This is a genomic window from Sphingobacterium spiritivorum (assembly GCF_016724845.1).
In the GTDB taxonomy this organism is placed as follows: domain Bacteria; phylum Bacteroidota; class Bacteroidia; order Sphingobacteriales; family Sphingobacteriaceae; genus Sphingobacterium; species Sphingobacterium spiritivorum_A.
This window is the reverse complement of record NZ_CP068082.1, coordinates 5,039,366-5,055,635: the sequence shown is the minus strand read 5'-3', so window position 1 is coordinate 5,055,635 and position 16,270 is coordinate 5,039,366. Positions and strand designations below refer to the sequence as shown.

Annotated in this window: 19 protein-coding genes; 11 read left to right on the top strand and 8 right to left on the bottom strand. The window is 37.7% G+C overall.

What is annotated here, in order from left to right:
- Positions 1–68: 68 nt before the first annotated feature.
- From I6J03_RS21655 to I6J03_RS21645, 3 genes are read right to left on the bottom strand one after another with little or no spacing between them, the layout of a single operon-like run.
- The gene (locus I6J03_RS21655; protein ID WP_003006310.1) at positions 69–482 is read right to left on the bottom strand and encodes an EamA family transporter; all 414 of its coding nucleotides are present in this window, start codon (positions 480–482) and stop codon (positions 69–71) included.
- A 17-nt stretch (positions 483–499) separates the two neighbouring features.
- Positions 500–1,591, bottom strand: a complete 1,092-nt coding sequence (locus I6J03_RS21650) for a DKNYY domain-containing protein (RefSeq protein WP_039989914.1) — start codon at positions 1,589–1,591, stop codon at positions 500–502.
- A gap of 50 nt (positions 1,592–1,641) precedes the next feature.
- Complete coding sequence (locus I6J03_RS21645; protein WP_003006303.1) at positions 1,642–2,301, bottom strand: hypothetical protein; 660 nt, start codon at positions 2,299–2,301, stop codon at positions 1,642–1,644.
- 178 nt (positions 2,302–2,479) lie between these two features.
- Between I6J03_RS21645 and I6J03_RS21640 the strand changes: the two genes are divergently transcribed.
- The 5 genes from I6J03_RS21640 (at position 2,480) to I6J03_RS21620 (ending at position 6,022) form a co-directional block, all read left to right on the top strand.
- Complete coding sequence (locus I6J03_RS21640; protein WP_003006298.1) at positions 2,480–2,911, top strand: GNAT family N-acetyltransferase; 432 nt, start codon at positions 2,480–2,482, stop codon at positions 2,909–2,911.
- Positions 2,912–3,104: 193 nt separating this feature from the next.
- Positions 3,105–3,827: an AAA family ATPase gene (locus I6J03_RS21635; RefSeq protein WP_003006296.1), complete on the top strand. Its 723-nt coding sequence runs from the start codon at positions 3,105–3,107 to the stop codon at positions 3,825–3,827.
- On the top strand, positions 3,824–4,558 hold the full coding sequence (locus I6J03_RS21630; protein WP_003006290.1) for a YggS family pyridoxal phosphate-dependent enzyme: 735 nt from the start codon (positions 3,824–3,826) through the stop codon (positions 4,556–4,558). The genes I6J03_RS21635 and I6J03_RS21630 overlap by 4 nt, the downstream gene beginning before the upstream one ends.
- Before the next feature lie 13 nt (positions 4,559–4,571).
- A complete protein-coding gene (locus I6J03_RS21625; RefSeq protein WP_201693988.1) occupies positions 4,572–5,306 on the top strand; it encodes a type 1 glutamine amidotransferase in 735 nt (244 codons plus the stop codon).
- A gap of 86 nt (positions 5,307–5,392) precedes the next feature.
- On the top strand, positions 5,393–6,022 hold the full coding sequence (locus tag I6J03_RS21620) for a DUF2306 domain-containing protein (RefSeq protein WP_003006283.1): 630 nt from the start codon (positions 5,393–5,395) through the stop codon (positions 6,020–6,022).
- A 16-nt stretch (positions 6,023–6,038) separates the two neighbouring features.
- Here the strand turns inward: I6J03_RS21620 and I6J03_RS21615 are convergent, their stop codons facing one another.
- Positions 6,039–6,941, bottom strand: a complete 903-nt coding sequence (locus I6J03_RS21615; protein WP_003006280.1) for a class I SAM-dependent methyltransferase — start codon at positions 6,939–6,941, stop codon at positions 6,039–6,041.
- 162 nt (positions 6,942–7,103) lie between these two features.
- Here I6J03_RS21615 and I6J03_RS21610 point away from each other — a divergent pair, with 162 nt between their 5' ends.
- From I6J03_RS21610 to I6J03_RS21590, 5 genes are all read left to right on the top strand, one after another.
- Positions 7,104–7,676, top strand: coding sequence for an RNA polymerase sigma factor (locus tag I6J03_RS21610; protein WP_201693986.1), 573 nt, complete (start codon positions 7,104–7,106; stop codon positions 7,674–7,676).
- A complete protein-coding gene (locus I6J03_RS21605) occupies positions 7,673–9,067 on the top strand; it encodes a hypothetical protein (RefSeq protein ID WP_003006272.1) in 1,395 nt (464 codons plus the stop codon). Before I6J03_RS21610 ends, I6J03_RS21605 begins: the two co-directional genes overlap by 4 nt.
- Positions 9,068–9,311: 244 nt before the next feature.
- Positions 9,312–10,145 carry a DUF5694 domain-containing protein gene (locus I6J03_RS21600; protein ID WP_198137106.1) on the top strand — a complete coding sequence of 278 codons (834 nt, stop codon included), beginning with the start codon at positions 9,312–9,314 and terminating at the stop codon, positions 10,143–10,145.
- Positions 10,146–10,355: 210 nt separating this feature from the next.
- Complete coding sequence (locus I6J03_RS21595) at positions 10,356–10,937, top strand: Crp/Fnr family transcriptional regulator (protein WP_003006268.1); 582 nt, start codon at positions 10,356–10,358, stop codon at positions 10,935–10,937.
- 78 nt (positions 10,938–11,015) lie between these two features.
- Entirely contained in the window at positions 11,016–11,714 is a 699-nt protein-coding gene (locus I6J03_RS21590) for a CPBP family intramembrane glutamic endopeptidase (protein WP_003006265.1), read from the top strand.
- A 150-nt stretch (positions 11,715–11,864) separates the two neighbouring features.
- On the opposite strand, the gene I6J03_RS21585 is transcribed toward I6J03_RS21590, so the two are convergent.
- Complete coding sequence (locus tag I6J03_RS21585) at positions 11,865–12,011, bottom strand: hypothetical protein (RefSeq protein WP_003006261.1); 147 nt, start codon at positions 12,009–12,011, stop codon at positions 11,865–11,867.
- A 581-nt stretch (positions 12,012–12,592) separates the two neighbouring features.
- On the opposite strand from I6J03_RS21585, the gene I6J03_RS21580 reads away from it, so the two are divergent.
- Positions 12,593–13,480, top strand: coding sequence for an aspartyl protease family protein (locus tag I6J03_RS21580; RefSeq protein ID WP_003006258.1), 888 nt, complete (start codon positions 12,593–12,595; stop codon positions 13,478–13,480).
- Positions 13,481–13,687: 207 nt separating this feature from the next.
- Here I6J03_RS21580 and I6J03_RS21575 read toward each other — a convergent pair whose 3' ends face one another.
- The 3 genes from I6J03_RS21575 to I6J03_RS21565 form a co-directional block, all read right to left on the bottom strand.
- On the bottom strand, positions 13,688–14,644 hold the full coding sequence (locus I6J03_RS21575; protein ID WP_003006255.1) for a nitrilase family protein: 957 nt from the start codon (positions 14,642–14,644) through the stop codon (positions 13,688–13,690).
- Positions 14,645–14,685: 41 nt separating this feature from the next.
- Positions 14,686–15,525 carry a helix-turn-helix transcriptional regulator gene (locus I6J03_RS21570; protein WP_003006252.1) on the bottom strand — a complete coding sequence of 280 codons (840 nt, stop codon included), beginning with the start codon at positions 15,523–15,525 and terminating at the stop codon, positions 14,686–14,688.
- Positions 15,526–15,688: 163 nt separating this feature from the next.
- Positions 15,689–16,129: a putative quinol monooxygenase gene (locus I6J03_RS21565; RefSeq protein WP_157600430.1), complete on the bottom strand. Its 441-nt coding sequence runs from the start codon at positions 16,127–16,129 to the stop codon at positions 15,689–15,691.
- Between the last annotated feature and the right edge of the window lie 141 nt (positions 16,130–16,270).

Below are 16,270 nucleotides of genomic sequence, written 5' to 3'. Positions count from 1 at the left end.
ATAAGATACTAATGATATTATTTGTTGACAGAATAGTCATAGATGCACTAGTATTGTATCAGGATTTATCACCATATAATCACCAGTGTTCCGGCGACAATCAGCAGACCGCCTGCTATTGTTTTGGCATCTGCAGGTTCTTTAAGGAGCCAAAAAGAGAGACCTATGGCGATAGCGACACTTAATTTATCAATAGGAGCTACTTTGGAAACATCTCCTGTCTGTAAAGCTTTAAAATAAAATAACCAGGATAATCCGGTCGCTATGCCGGAGAGTGTTAGAAATAACCAGTTTTCTTTACTCAGTGTTTTTACTTCTTTGATCTCTCCACTCAACAGCACAATACCCCAGGCAATAAACAACACCACCAGAGTACGTATTGCGGTTGCAAGGTTACTGTTGACTCCTTTTACACCGATCTTAGCCAGAATAGCAGTCAGAGCGGCAAACAGGGCAGAGAGTAAAGCATAGTATTTCCACATGGCTTTGGTTGATTTTTTTAATACAATTTACCGGACTGATCCTGAAGCCGGATTTTACTTTCTTTTCTGACGTACTTAAACTGGTTTCCCTTATCGTCCGAAAAATCATAATTTTTGTCGTCAATCTTATGAAATGAAGCCGGATCCGGGACATGTATGATGTCTGCTCCGCTGTACACATGATCCTTGTCTTTGCCGATCGCCAGATACAGATTCTGGTAAGTTGCCGCATCTGCTCCATCTATAATGTCCTCCTGATAGTAAACCTTGTTTTTATCTTTTGCAACAAAAAAACTGGTCGAAATAAAGAGTATTTCAAAGGATGATGCATCTGCTTCATTTGGATGAAAAAGATTCCCGTCAACAACGACTCTATTGTCTATACAAAGGACATTATTATGAAGCACCCGGACATCTTTACTGTTCTCAATCTGTTGTTCTGCTAAATGGCTGGCATAGTAGAGTAAGGCATTATGATTAAGCAGAATATAACGATCCGTCAATGAATCTATACTCATCGGGACATACTTTGTTGGATTTACAAGCCTGTTTTCATTGATGTAAAGCGTATTTTTATCCGCAGAAAACGATTTATTGATAATGCTGTAAGTCGCATAATCTACATCTAATGGTTCATTGTTGTAAAAATAGCGGCTTTTGTCTTTAGCCCATTGCTGGTTTGGAGCAGCAAGGCGAGCGTAAGTTTTAGGATCTGCCAGACGGACGATATTCCATTGGTTCCTGTCTTCAGGATTGCCTGGGCGACCTGGTTCGGTGGAATAGTTTTTCGAATAGTAAACATGGTTTTTATCCTTAAAAAGACCATTCTCCAGATAAAATGAGGAGTAATCTACCTGCTTCTGTGCATATCCTTTATAATAGATATGCGCTTTATCTTTTGCAACATCCGCCGATAATACCTGAAAAGTGTTTTTATCAGCACCGGTTTCAACAGAGCCTCGTTCAAATGAATTGCCTCCGGGGATGTAATAAATCTTTCCGGATTTGAGGTAATAATTTTCAGATACAGCATCTATCTGTTCAGCGCAGGAAAAGAGCATTCCTAACTGTGAACATGATATCAGGGTATATAAAATCTTTCTAAGCATAGTAAATGTCTTTTTATAATTCTATACAGAAAACTATCTGTTTTGATTCTTTATTCCGGGAAAACCGATTCCGTACCACCAGATACAGATTCCTGCTGATTACGTTTTGAATTTCTCTCCATTGCTATGATCTCCAGTACTTCGCTTTGTGCTTCAGTTTTCCTTATCATGAAAAATGAAGTGCGGTTTTTTTTGTCATTCCACTGATAATAGGAACGTTCTGAATCTTCTACCTGATTTCCTTCCTGATCAATAAATACGGATCCGGATTTGCCCTCCTGATCTCTGTAAAATAATGGGGATCCATACTTCTCTTTGAAAACCTTTATCATTTCTTCTACCAGATCCTTTCCGGAGATTCTTAATTCATACCGGAAGATAACTTTAGTTTTTTTATCATAAAAAATGGAAATGTTTCTGAATTTATGGCTCAGGTCAATACTGTATAGTTCTGCAGGAACATCTTTTTTGAGCGTAAATTCTTCAAAATCAATTTTGGAACTGGAAGCCTTGTTATTATTGTCTTTAAGAGACATTCCCCATATTTCCAGAGTTTTATCTATAGTCTTGCCAAAGCGTATATCCGAAAGTGTCGCCATCTGATTGGATTGGGCAGGATTTCTGCCCGGATTTTTATCCGGATATGTATTGCAGGATATTATTAACAATACAAATACGATGCTTATCCATAGAGTTGACTTTATCTTCATATACGTTCTAAAAAATCGTTTTTCCCTTATTTCTAATCAAAAATAAATTATTGTATCCGTATTTGTTCCGTTTTGTCAAACTCATTTTACTAAACTTGACTTTGATTTAATATACGTATACATTTAATACATATCTGATAGCTTTTGATATGAGAGAAATTTGTATAAGTTTGCAAATATGATTTTTAGAGTTGCAGAGGAGGCTGATATTGAGCAAATACAGCAGCTGATACACTTCATTAATGGAAATATCTCCACAGACACAAACCCTGTATCAGATAAAGATATAGCCGACCGGATTTCTGAAAAAGGAAAGGGCTGGATTTGTCTGGTAAAAGGACAGATGGCCGGATTTGCAATTGTAGATTTAAAAGAAAAGTATGTTTTGGCACTATCTGTTCATCCTGAATATACGGAAAATGAAATTGAAAAAAAGCTTCATCGTCTGATGGTAAGCTGGTATTTCGAAAAAACAAAAGATAAGCTGACGCTTCGTATTACTCCGGATATGCTAACGGAAAAGTTTTATGAATTGCAAGGCTGGACCTATGCGGAAAACTACAATGCTGGTGAAGTCAGGATGGAATTAAATTATAGTGATTGGAAATAAATAGCATTCTTTAATATGCCTAACTATTCTGTTTCCTGACAATAGATCCTAAACTCAATACTTATTTCTACTTGCAGAATCAACAGCATGATAAGGCGTTAGTTTGGACTATCTGTTTTTAGCAAAACTGTACCAGTCTGATCATCCGAATTAAAGCTAATTTTGTATACAAACTCTTAATTATATCCGATAGATGAATATATATGATCTTCTCATAAATGACAAAGAACAGGTTTCCTTAACAGATATCTTTTTGGAAGACAGCAGCAAACAGTCATTTGTTCAACTGATCAAGGAACATACGTATATTGAGGAACTATATACATATGGTTTGCCCGTAAATAACAAGATATTACTGCATGGAAGTTCGGGCTGTGGAAAGACAATGACGGCAAAGGCGATTGCAAAAGAGCTGGATAAGAATATACTGATCCTGAATCTAAGTAATATTGTATGTTCCAGAATAGGAGAGACATCTCAGAATATCAAGCAGGTATTTGATAAAGCAGGCAGAGAAAAGGCTGTCTTATTTTTGGACGAATTTGATCAGATAGGCAAAGCGCGAGGTAATGATGACAAGGATGTAGGTGAAATGCGCAGACTGGTCAATACCTTGATACAGCTGATAGACTATTATCCCGAAAATGCATTACTGCTGTGTGCTACGAATCATGCTGAGATCATTGATACCGCATTATTACGACGTTTTCAGTTGAGGGTGAATTTTGAAATGCCTTCCAAACATGTCTTGGATACCTATTACGATAAATTGTTAGCTGCTTTTCCTCAAGATATGCAATACATTGATCGTAAATATAATATTTCATTTGCCGAAGCTAAAGATCATACATTTACTCTTGTAAAGGCGAAGCTGATCATGGAGTTGGAGGCCGGTCGGAAAAGTGTACGGGTATGAGTCAGGAAATAATAGAAAATATCGCTCTAATACAGGCACGTATAGCTAAGGCATGTACTGCCGCCGGTCGGGACAGAAGTGAAGTCAAACTCTTGCTTGCGACTAAAACTGTGCCTGCTGAACGTATAAAAGTGGCTCTGCAAGCTGGCCAGACACTGATCGCTGAGAATAAAGTGCAGGAGATCAAAGAAAAATACGAGGCTTTAAAAGATATCCCGCATGTCAATCATTTTATCGGACATCTGCAGACGAATAAGGTAAAGGATCTGCTGAAATATGATATCACCTGTATTCAGTCTCTGGATCGTGCAGAGCTTGCTCAAAAGCTCCATCAGCGATTAAAAGCCGAAAACAGGACTATAGAGGTATTTATACAGGTCAATACATCTTTTGAAGAAAGCAAATTTGGCGTAAGTCCTGACAAGGTTGTTGATCTCGTCAAAGAAGTGGCTCTGCTGGATACGTTAAAAATAAAAGGACTGATGACAATTGGTTTGCTGAGCACGGAGTCCGAAAAGGTGAGGCAATGTTTTCGTTTGTTAAAAGATATTCAGCAACAGATTATAGCTTTGGATATTCCCCATGTGGAAATGCGTGAATTGTCTATGGGGATGAGCGGAGATCTGGAGACGGCTATCGCGGAAGGTGCTACTGTAGTACGTGTAGGAACTGCCATTTTCGGGCAGCGACCTACTGCAGACAGTTATTACTGGAACGAAAAGGGCGATTAAAATTATTCCTTATATGCACATTCATTTTGTACAACATGAACACTTTGAAGCACCGGGAGCTTATCTGCTATGGGCTCAGGAACGGCATTATACCGTTAGTTTTTCAAAGCTGTATGACGGAGATCTTTTGCCGGATAAGGTAGACGATATAGATCTGTTGATCGTGATGGGAGGACCTCAGAGTCCCGACACCACTATCAGGGAATGCCCGCACTTTGATGCTGAAGCTGAAATCTTTTTGATACAACAATGTGCAGCACATGGCAAGGCGGTGGTCGGTGTATGTCTGGGCGCCCAGCTTATTGGTGAGGCAATGGGTGGGGAATATGCTCACAGTCCGGAGAAGGAAATCGGAGTTTTTCCGATGATGCTTACTCCCGAAGGTCTGCAGGATGAAAAGGTTGCTCATTTTAGTACGCCATTGACCGTAGGCCACTGGCATAATGATATGCCCGGGCTTACTACAGAAAGCAAAATACTGGCCAGCAGTGAGGGCTGTCCAAGACAAATAATCGCTTATGGAGATTTGCTGTACGGATTTCAGTGCCATATGGAACTTACGCCTGAGGTGGTAGAACTGTTGATCGCTGCTGATGAAGAGCTCTTAACCAGTAATCATACACATCGGTTTATACAGAAACCGGAAGAGATAAGAAGCTATGACTTTACCGAAATGAACAACAAATTGTATGTTTTTTTGGATAAGCTGATGATGGAATACGCACAGAAAATAGCGTCTAAAGATTAATCTGACGACCATTTCTAAATGTACGTTGAAGTTAAATCGTAATTTTATATATTTAAGTTTGATTTAAAAAATTAGAATAGTTATATATGTTGCGTAGGGTGTTATTTATCCTTTTTGGTGTCCTGGCATTGGCCATCGGACTCTATCCGCTTATGTATGCTTTTGTCGAACCTAAGTATACTTTTCTGGGAACTAAAACTCCGGAAATACTTCATGATATCATATGGAAGACTGCTTTTATAACGCATATTATTTTTGGCGGGATTTCTCTGCTTATCGGATGGAGACAATTCGGTTCAAAATTCCGGGATAATCATATTCGTTTGCATAAAAGCATTGGAAAGATATATGTAGCCTGTGTTGTGCTCAGTTCTATATCCGGAATATATATGGGTTTTTATGCCAACGGAGGTATTATTGCATCTTCAGGATTTATCAGTTTAGGTATAATCTGGCTGCTTACCACATGGTTTGCGCTTTCTCAAATCAGAAAAGGTAATATAGAGAAACACCAGCAGTTGATGACCTATAGTTATGCCTGCAGCTTTGCTGCGGTAACGCTCCGGTTGTGGTTTCCCTCTCTCATCGCACTGACAGGAGACTCTGTAAACTCATATCTTGCTGTAGCCTGGTTGTGCTGGGTGCCAAATGTCATTGTAGCCTATTTTATAAATAAACAAAGATTAAATACGAAGAAATTATCCCTGCAACTGTAACTAGAAATTATTGTAATCAACTTATATAAGGATTATCCGGAATATACACCAGACGGTAACCTTCCTGCTTCAGGTTATGGATAGTTGCATTGTCCGGCATTGTTTTAAAGATAACGGATACCAGTGTCTGAGAAGGGACAAGTCTTAATTTGACCAGAAAATCACGAAATGCTTTTTTACATTTTGTCTGCATAAATAGCATAGCCTTGTTTTTATGAGAAATATATTCCGCTCCTTTAAACCAGAAGTTAGGGTTGATTTTTTTAAATGCGACTAATCGCAATCCCAGACCTGCCGCTATTTTCTCAAATTCCCGCTCAGAGACCTTGTACACAAAATTTCCTACAGGCTCATAAGAAAACCGGTTTTTCCATATTCTGCGCATAATCGTTTTGTTGCTGGCAAACAGATTATTGAGAAATTGCAGGAGCGGCATTTTAGTAACCGGATCCTGTGGTTCCATAATTACTATTCCGGATCGGGCTACGCGCAACATTTCATATACTGCCATGTAAGGTCTGGGGAAGTGATGATAAGATTCTTTACACAGCACATAATCAAAGCTCTCATCCGGAAAGGTTATTTTTTCTGCATTTTGAGCTGAGCAGGAAGAGATAATACCTTCTTGCTTTGCTACAGTAAGAAAATCCGTATTCAGATCTGTAGCCAATGCCTCATTTCCGGATTTTAGAATATATTGTGCATCGAACCCGTATGCATCGCCTATCGTAAGCCATCTGCTGCCTTTATTTGCTAATAAGGGGTTCAGACAAGAGAAGAAAATATTCTGTAGCCATACGGAAAGATTGTTTTTGTCTGCTTCCCGGTTTCTTTTGTACAGATGTGTTTTTGACTCTGCTGAGGGAAAGTGTTTATTGTACCACTCATTGTGTCTTTCGTAACTGCTTTTATAGAACATATCATAAGGCTTTATTATGATTACGATGCTGAGCAGATAAACGTTGGTGAAAAATGAGTGAAATGATAAAAATAAAAATTTTTAAATTTACCCAACGTTCTGCATCTCCCTTACGTAATACTAATATTAACGCAAAGAAAAACTGGCCGCTATATCAATTGAATGAATCTTTTTTTTAGTAGGGATAACAAATTAGTGAAAGGCTGTAAAGCCAATAAGCGTCAGGCTCAGGAAGTTTTATACAAGCTTTATTATGAAGATATGCTGCGATTGTGCTTTCGTTACCTGAGATCCGATGACTTAGCTCTGGAAGCTCTGAATAGTGGTTTTCTGAAGATATTTCAGAATATTAATACATTCGATCCTCAGAAGGGGGATTTAGGCGCCTGGATTCGTACAATTATGGTGAGATCCTGTATTGATCTGAGCAGAAAAGAAGCACGGTTTAATTATTCCGCTATTCAGGACGTAACCGAAGAAGTCTACATAGAGCCTGCAGTTTTAGATAAATTATTTGCCGAAGATCTTCTGAAGCTTATCAGGCTGTTGCCTGTGGCTACACAGATCGTGTTCAATCTTTCTGTCATAGACGGCTATTCTCATCAGGAGATTGCAGAGCAGCTGGGAATTAGTGAAGGTACTTCCCGCTGGCACCTCTCAGAAGCAAAAAAACAATTGCGGACCATGTTAAAAAACGCAACAATTGATAACCCTCTGAAAAATCCAGAATCATGAAAAATTCAGTATGGTATCATAAACTTTGGCGCGAAAAGTTAAACAAACTGGAGATCAAGGAATCTTCTGATGCCGCATGGGAGGGAATGAAAAGTGCACTGGATCAATACATTCCTGCAGATGTGCCGCTTGCCGGAGGCTCTGCAGTATCTGTTGCTTCAAAAATATGGAAATTAATAGGTTATATCGTTCCGACAGTTGCTGTAATATCTACTGTGGCTTACGTGTATGTTTCTGAGAAAAAAGAATCTAAATCTGTACCAAAGAAGACAAAGGAGATATATGCTGATTCTGTTGTCAACAAAATTTACACAGAAGATGAAAGGAATAAGACAGAGGCTGATAAGAATTCGGATGTAAACCGGTCTCAGATACCCCACTATAATACTTTGAATAATGAGTCAGGATTAGAATCATCCAAACCACTTTCTCTGAAAAGTAGCCTTAGCGATATGTATAATAATGTCCCGGAGGAATATAATAATCCGGGGGATATGGCTGCACCGTTTTCTCAAAGAGATCACATCGTGCAAACGGATAATTCTATTCTGTTTAATCACCCACAAACAGGAGTTGTGTACAACAGGCAAACAGGGGCGACTCCGGGCAACTCTTTGTCAGGTTCTAATTTGGACTTACGATACAGTACACAGAGAGGGAGAGAACCTGTTCTTATCACTGACTATTCGAAGAAGGAGCAGGAAAAGGAGAGGAGAGGTGCAAAAGAAAACCGGAAAAATACTATCTACTACACATCTCCGGGAAATAATAAGCAGATAAAATTTGAAAACTCCGGATTAGTATGGAATCCCTCCTATAACTTCGGATTGGAGACAGGGGCGAATATCGGAACACAAGGTACCAACTTATATGCAGGTGTTTTTGGACAGATAGCCTTTAACAATAAATGGGCTGTAAGTCTGGGACTGAACGTGAATAGTAACCGAAAAGTATCGGGAGAATTTTCTCATCCCAGTTATTTCAGACCGGACTCTTTAGGCTACTCATTTATGATAAGAGACAGCAGAAAGCTTGCGGCTATAGATATTCCGTTAAAGGTCGAGTACAGGCTTTCAGATCATATTTTGCTAAATACCGGTGTTATTATTGATCTTCCTTTCAAACAATCTTCTAAAATCACCGGATTAGGACCTGTCTACGATGTCCGGGATACACTGCGACACAGTCAGGAAATAAATTCAGCTTTGACAAACACTAATGCAAATAAAGTAAATATCGGACTGTCAGGAGGAGTTACTTTACATCTGCGTGGCTTTGATATTAAGGGAAGTTATCAGTTATTCAATCCTTACCGTGTCAGCAATGCATTAGGATCTTATAAAACGAACAATGGATTTTTTAGAGTAGGTGTAGGTTACAGATTTAAATAAGGGATTACAAATTCAACAAAGACTTTTTTGCAGCATATTCTGACAATGGCTTCGTTAAGATTTAGGGATGCTTTATTTTAGAAATAACTGGTGCTGCAGGCTGCGTCTAATGTGTGATAGTTTTTTAAAAAAAAACTTTGAGGTTTTGGTTAATATATTGAAGATAAAGATATGGTCTTCTTGATTAAATGTGTTTATTCTGTATCTTCGTGACCAATTTTAAATGAAACATAAAAAACAAAACATGCGCAAAATTTCCTTAATCTTTTTTTTATTCCTTTTTCAACTTTCATTTGTATCAGCTCAGGAAAAAGTAAAAGTCATTTTATTAGGAACTTATCATTTCAATAATCCTGGTAGTGACATGATAAAACATAAAGAGCGAAATATCTTATCTGAAGAAAACCAAAAGGATTTAGACAACCTGGTTGAAAAAATCAGTGCATCTGTTTATAAACCTGATCAAATATTTGTAGAGAGCTATTTCAGCACAAAGCAAGAACTGAATACGAATTACCAATCTTACCTGAAAAATCAGTACCATAAGTTCACAGATACGATAAAACGGGAGCGGACGAAAAGGTATTACACTGAAGGTGAAACTTTCCAATTGGGATATCGGTTAGCGAAAAAGTTGAAACATCAGGAATTGTATCCTATTGATAGTTTAATTGAAATGAGGTTTGACATCTTGTTAAAAGAGGTGAATTCAAATCCTAAGTTGAAAAAAGAGTTTGATTCAATAAAAACTTCGTTATCTGATAATTGTTTAGAAAAAAGTAATTTGAGGGAGATCTTTTTATGCATGAATGAAAAATCAAAATTGGATAATAATCTTGGTTTTTATATTTCATTTGCTAATAAAGTAATGATCAATAACGATTATTTTGGTTCAAATCTGGTTACTGACTGGTATAAAAGAAATTTAATAATGTATTCTAATATCCAAAACCAGTTAAAGCCGGATACAAAAAGTATTTTTGTTCTTGTGGGTACAGGACACGCAGCTATATTCAGACAGCTTTTTGAGGTTGATAAAAACTTTGAACTTGTTGACTTAACAAAAGTCCTGAATTAAAAAGAGTAAAAGTCTTCTTCAATAAAATTAGGAAGCCCGCTTTAAGAGTGGGCTTTTCTTTTTAATTCAGATGAGACATAGCTATCTCACTTACGTAACATATATAGACAACTTATATAATGTATTGGCCATATGGGGATGTAAATTCGTTTATGGCTGTTATATTTGCAACATATTCTGACGAATCTAACAGTCAGAATTTATTTAACTATGGAACAACCTACAGCCGAAAAAATTAAGGAAATATTCGATCCGTTTTACAAAGCTGATATTCATATCTGGACAGAATTTGCAAAATGTGTACAGCTCCGCACATTTGATAAGAATGAAATCATAAAAGATTATCATAAAACAGAAAAGTATATCAATATTCTGATTTCCGGTTCAGCTGCTCACTTTGTTTTATCAGGAGAAAAAGAAGTGTGTATCAATCTTTATTATGAGAAGCAGATTTTCAGTGATTATCTGTCATTTCTGACGCAGTCATCAACTGTTATCAAGACCATGGCTCTGGAAGCGTCTGTAATCTGGTCCATAAACTTTGCGGATTTACATGCCTTGTATTTACGGTCTTCGACAGGGATTTTTATTGGCAAAGCTATTTCAGATGCTATGTTTATACGCAAACAATCTGAACAGATAAATTTGCTGACACTTTCTCCAACGGAAAGATACCTGAAACTGGTAAAGGAACGTCCTGAAGTCTTTCAAAGAACATCTTTGAAGATTATCTGCTCTTATCTTGGGATTACCGCTGAAAGTCTGAGCAGAATCAGAAAAAAAATAGCCTGATTATCATTTCTTATCTATCGTCAATTTTTTAGCGGAATCATATCTCTACTTTTGAAACCGTATTCAAACCGATAAAAAATGAAAAATAAAGTCAATTATTTAGCTGTTTTAACTTTTTATGTTGTAGCTGTTGCACTTCGTTATCTGACCAATAAAACAGATTTATTAGAGCATATATCCAGTAGTTTTATTAAAGTATTGCTGCAAGGTGTAGGTCCTGCTGTCGGAGCTCTGGTCGTATTTTACGTCTTTAAGATAAAACCTGTATTGACTCTCAAAGGAAATTACAAAAGCATACTCATTCCTTTTCTCTTATACTGGGGGCTTCCAATCGTTTTAATTTTAGGAGTTGAATATTTTTCAAAAGGTACGGTTTCCTTTGCCGCTATTTCCGCCATTTTAATATACGGACTCTTGGAAGAGATAGGCTGGCGTGGATTTTTGCAGCGTGAACTAAAACCTTTGCCTGAATTTTTGAATATTCTACTGGTGGCCACATTATGGTTTATCTGGCATCTGAATTTTGATCTGACCTCTTCCAATTTGTTGTTTTTCGGAATTCTGGTGTTGGGATCCTGGGGAATTGCAAAAGTAGCGGACAATACATTCTCTTTACTTGCTGTATCGGCTATTCATTCGCTTAATAACTTTTTCCCTGAAATGAATACCACTAAAATATGTATTCTGCTGATTTTGTTATCTGTATGGGTCACTGCCCTCGTAATTCGGAAAAGAAACGTAAAGAATAGGGATAGCGAAGAGGTTATTGCAGCCTAAGCAATGTAATAACGCATAGTTGTGAAAATACCACCTCAAGAAGAGCTTGTCGACTTGAGGTGGTTGGTGAAAAGAAACATATGTTAGAAGTTTCTGTCAATGTAATCCAATGAATTTTGATATTTTCCTGTCTAAAAAAAATTAAACTACTTACTTCTGATCACCAGGCTTGTGTTCATGAGGTTTTAGGTCAGGGTGTTTTTGTTTTTTTTCGGGAGTGACTCTTCTTCTTTTGTCAGGAGTTCCATCTTCTTTTTTTGGTTTTGGACCGGGTTTAATTGCTTCTATTGTTCTCATATCTATTTATGTTTGATTCATGTAACTTTGGACTATTTAATAGTAAGGTTTTGCTAAAAATATGAAGATAGTTTTTTTTAGAATTACGGGAAACCATTTTCTTTAAAAGGGAATTTTTTGTATAAAACTACAGTTTTCAAAAATAAAGTTCAGACAATACCTAAAAAATTATCTATTGAATCCTATTCGGAGGGGATAGTCTCACATGCCCTCAGTATAATGCTTCAACATTTCCGAATCAACTCCAGAATATTCTAATCCCTTGATGGTTGCATTCTAGATAATGCCCTTGCATGATAGATGCTAATAAACATAAAAAAAAAGTAAGATAAAAGATTTACTTATGCCAGAATATTATTAAGAGCCTCCCTCGCTTCTAAAGAATTTATAAATTTCAGCTGTTATCTGTATGGGTCACTGCCCTCGTAATCCCGAAAAGAAACGTAAAGAATAAGGGCAGCGAAGAGAGTGTCATAGCCTGAATAATTTATTTTATCAGGTTTTAATTCTTCGATGACGGGAAAATTTTAATTTTGATGGAAATTGCTACATTTACCTCTAATCAATATTAAATATCCTACATGAAAAAAATTAGTATCATCACGATTTTAACAGCATTGTTTGCTACTCCATCATTTGCACAATATAAATCAGAAAGCGATACATTGATGCTTGCCATTAATGAGCAAAACACCATTTCGGTAAAAGGAGTATTTAATAAAATAGATACACTTAATCTTAATTTTGATACCGGTACTACTGAGCTTGTTTTAACCAACAATACGATGGCAACAAAGCTTAAATCAAAAATTAATCTTTACAATACCGCTTATCCATTAGAACTCGGCCATAATCTGTACACAACCAAAGTGTATGATGCGCAATTGAGCGGGCACGGAACTGACGGACGTTTTGGTTGGGATTTATTTAAAGGCAAAGCTGTTGAGCTTAATTATGACAAAGGTATCATGGTCGTACATAATCAATTGCCGGTAGCCGTAAATAAAGATAAAACCTATTCAAAGCATAATATAGTTTTCTATAAGGAGTTGTTTTTTATGGAAACACGCCTCCGACACAGCGGTGTAACGGTAACGGACACTATATTATTTGATACCGGATATCAACGAACTCTGATGCTGAACAGTGATCTTTTGTCTGCCCAAAAATTTCCTTACAAAAAAATGAAAGAAATAAAACGTGTGCTGATGAAAGGTGCACAGGGCAATGAAATCCCGGTGGTGACGGCTAATCTGAGCACTTTGAAAATCGGCCGTCACACCTTAAAAAATATCCCCGCACAAATAGCTAACGCCAACAAGCCTTTTAAAGAAAAGGACATTCATGTGTTAGGAAACGAAGTCTTAAAGCGGTTTAATGTTTTTTTAGATTTTCAGGATAGCAACATTTACCTTCAGCCAAACAAGTATTACAATCTGGCTTATATAGAAGCTAAGCGATCAAAGTAAATTTTTTTCTATCTGATTTGTCATCAGGAACCTATATGGGAAAGATTGCCTCGACTGCTGATGGACAGAAACTGAAAATCGTAGAACAGTAAGCTTCGTTTTTTGTCAGTCATTTGAAGCAAATTATTGTCTGTAAATAAAGCCCGTCCGACGAAAGAGACGGGCTTTATCTTTTATTGATTTTTTGAATCTGAACGGGTATGTTCATTAACTATTGTCGGAATGTAACCAGACTACTTTTTGCGTTGGTTCATGTTGCTGACCGATAATATCACGGTAGAGATCGGGGCGTCGGGCGTTGATATAGCGATTTCCACCGGCCTGTCTTAGTTTTTCAGGCGTGAGTATTGCAGTGACAAAACTATCGTCAAACGTATGGCATTCGGCCAGAATATCCCCGAATGGATCTAAAATCATAGAACAGCCATTTTTTAACTGATCGTCATCCATACCGATAGGGTTTGAGAAAACGACATAAACTGAATTGTCATAGGCCCGGGCCGGTAACCATTTCATGAGCCAGCTGCGTCCTTTCATTCCCTCAAATTCCAGACGTAAGGAGGTCGGATCGTTTTCACGGTTTTGCCAAAGCTGAGGATCTACAAAACCTGCTCCTGGTCTGGATGAAGGTGTGCACATGGTCACATGTGGCATAAAGATAATATCAGCTCCCAATAATTTTGTGGCACGTACATTCTCAATAACATTGTTATCATAGCAAATCAAAATACCGCATTTCCATCCTTTAATTTCAAAAATAGTATAGTTCTGTCCTGCTGTTAAGTGGGGATTGATAAAAGGGTGCAGCTTCCGGTGTTTTGCAATTAAGCCATTTTTGTCTACACAGATGTAAGGCTTGTATAAATTGTCATTTTCATCCTTTTCAAACAAACCCGCAAGAATGATGATGTCATATCTGGCCGCTATAGCGATCAGCTGACGGGTACTTTCACCGTCGGGAACACGTTCGGCAATAGCAAGCATTTGCTGCTTATCTAAATTTCGCGCAAAAGTGTAACCTGTAATAGAACATTCATGGAAGGCAATCACGTCAGCGCCCTGGGATGCTGCCTCTTTTGCCAGTTGCTCGATGACAGCCAGATTATAAGCCTTATCTGCACTTTTATGCTCAAACTGTGCCGTTGCAATTTTTAATTTGTCCATATCTCTTTGATTGATCTACCGACAAAACTAATTCAAGGCCGTTAGGTAAAATTGTACAAACCCGACATCTGGTCAGGACTGTCTATAATTTCCATAAAATTTACGGCGAGTCTATTTGTGCTGTTCAGATATTCAGTAGGTGTGATACCTGTATATTTTTTAAATGCTTTTATGAGATGGGACTGATCAAAATATCCCGATTGATAGCAAATCGTAGTCAAACTGGTTTCTGGAGTTTTAGTGCGAAGCAACTTCAAAAAGGAGTGGAGCTGGACGATACTGCCAAATTTTTTTGGACTCATTCCGACCTGTTCCGCAAATATCCTTTCTACGTGTCGCTCGGTATAGCCGCTATAGCGGACAAGTTGTTCAACAGTCACCAGGCCTTTGTGATGAGTAATATGTTGTAATGCCGATGAAAGTAAAGTATGACCCGGAGACTTGCTTTTAATGGCTAATTCGTAGAAGAATGTGTTTAATGCATTTACTTTTTCCGTTGACTGTTTAAGATGTCGAAGGCTGTCGTAGAGTTTTTGTGCCGGCTGTCCAAATACATCGTGAGTGGAAACAATCTGTTCTTTTAATTCACGGGCGGAGATCCCCAGCAATTTGTATAGTCCGTCCGGCTGGAATACGATAATAATAAAGGATGCCTGTTCCGTCAATGCAAGATCTTGAAAATTACTGATCTGACCATACAAAAATGAAGAGGGTAGATGTTGGCTATGGTCTGTCGTTAAATGAACTTGTTCGAGAAGAAATACAATTCCAGTATTACCATCAGAAAACAGACGAAGTGTTTTATGCGGATCACCCACATTTTCCAGGAAAAGATAATGTTTGATATAGGGAGCTAACACTTCTGCTGGGAGTACCTGCATGATTTAATTCGTGAATTATATCCCAAATGTACCTATTTATCTTTCCATTATTGATTTTATTAAAAATAGACGGAACTGGGGCTATCAGTTTCGTTTTGTTTGAAATACGCTTAAACAGTTAGAAATTCATTTAAAAAAGAAAGGTATCAGCTTTAATTTAATGCTATTCTTTTAACTTCCTGAAAATACCGGATGCAGCTTCCAGGTCGATCGCTTCCATATCCATTAGCTTCAACGACTTGACCATGTGCAGCGTGCTTGTCTTGTACTTCTGGAAATGTTCGGTCTTCAAATGCGACTGATAGGCTTTTTGGTCTTTGTACATTTCCAATATCCGCACCTGGGCAGCATTATCCTTTTGGTACATCGGGAAGATGGCAATAACGCCCGTCTCCAGCCTTACGGATGCCTCCGCTTCGTATTTCAGGATCGCTTTGTATTCTTCCAAATGTTGTGGATGTATCTCGATTTCTGAAATGCGTATAATCATATCTTTTTGTTGGGCGAAGGTTACGCTACCCATACAGAGAAAGGCCAATGCCGTGAGGACAACCTGTAAAGACCGCCGAAAGTAAATACGGTATTGAAAATTATATTTGATCATATTATGTGTTTTATTTGCTCATTACTAAAAGTACGATTCTTGCGGTAATTGCCTGTTGTTTTTCTATTACCTTTTTGATGATGTCAAATGCTGTTTTCATGTCTGCGGATTCTTATTCCTCGATTGCAGCAATCTAGATAA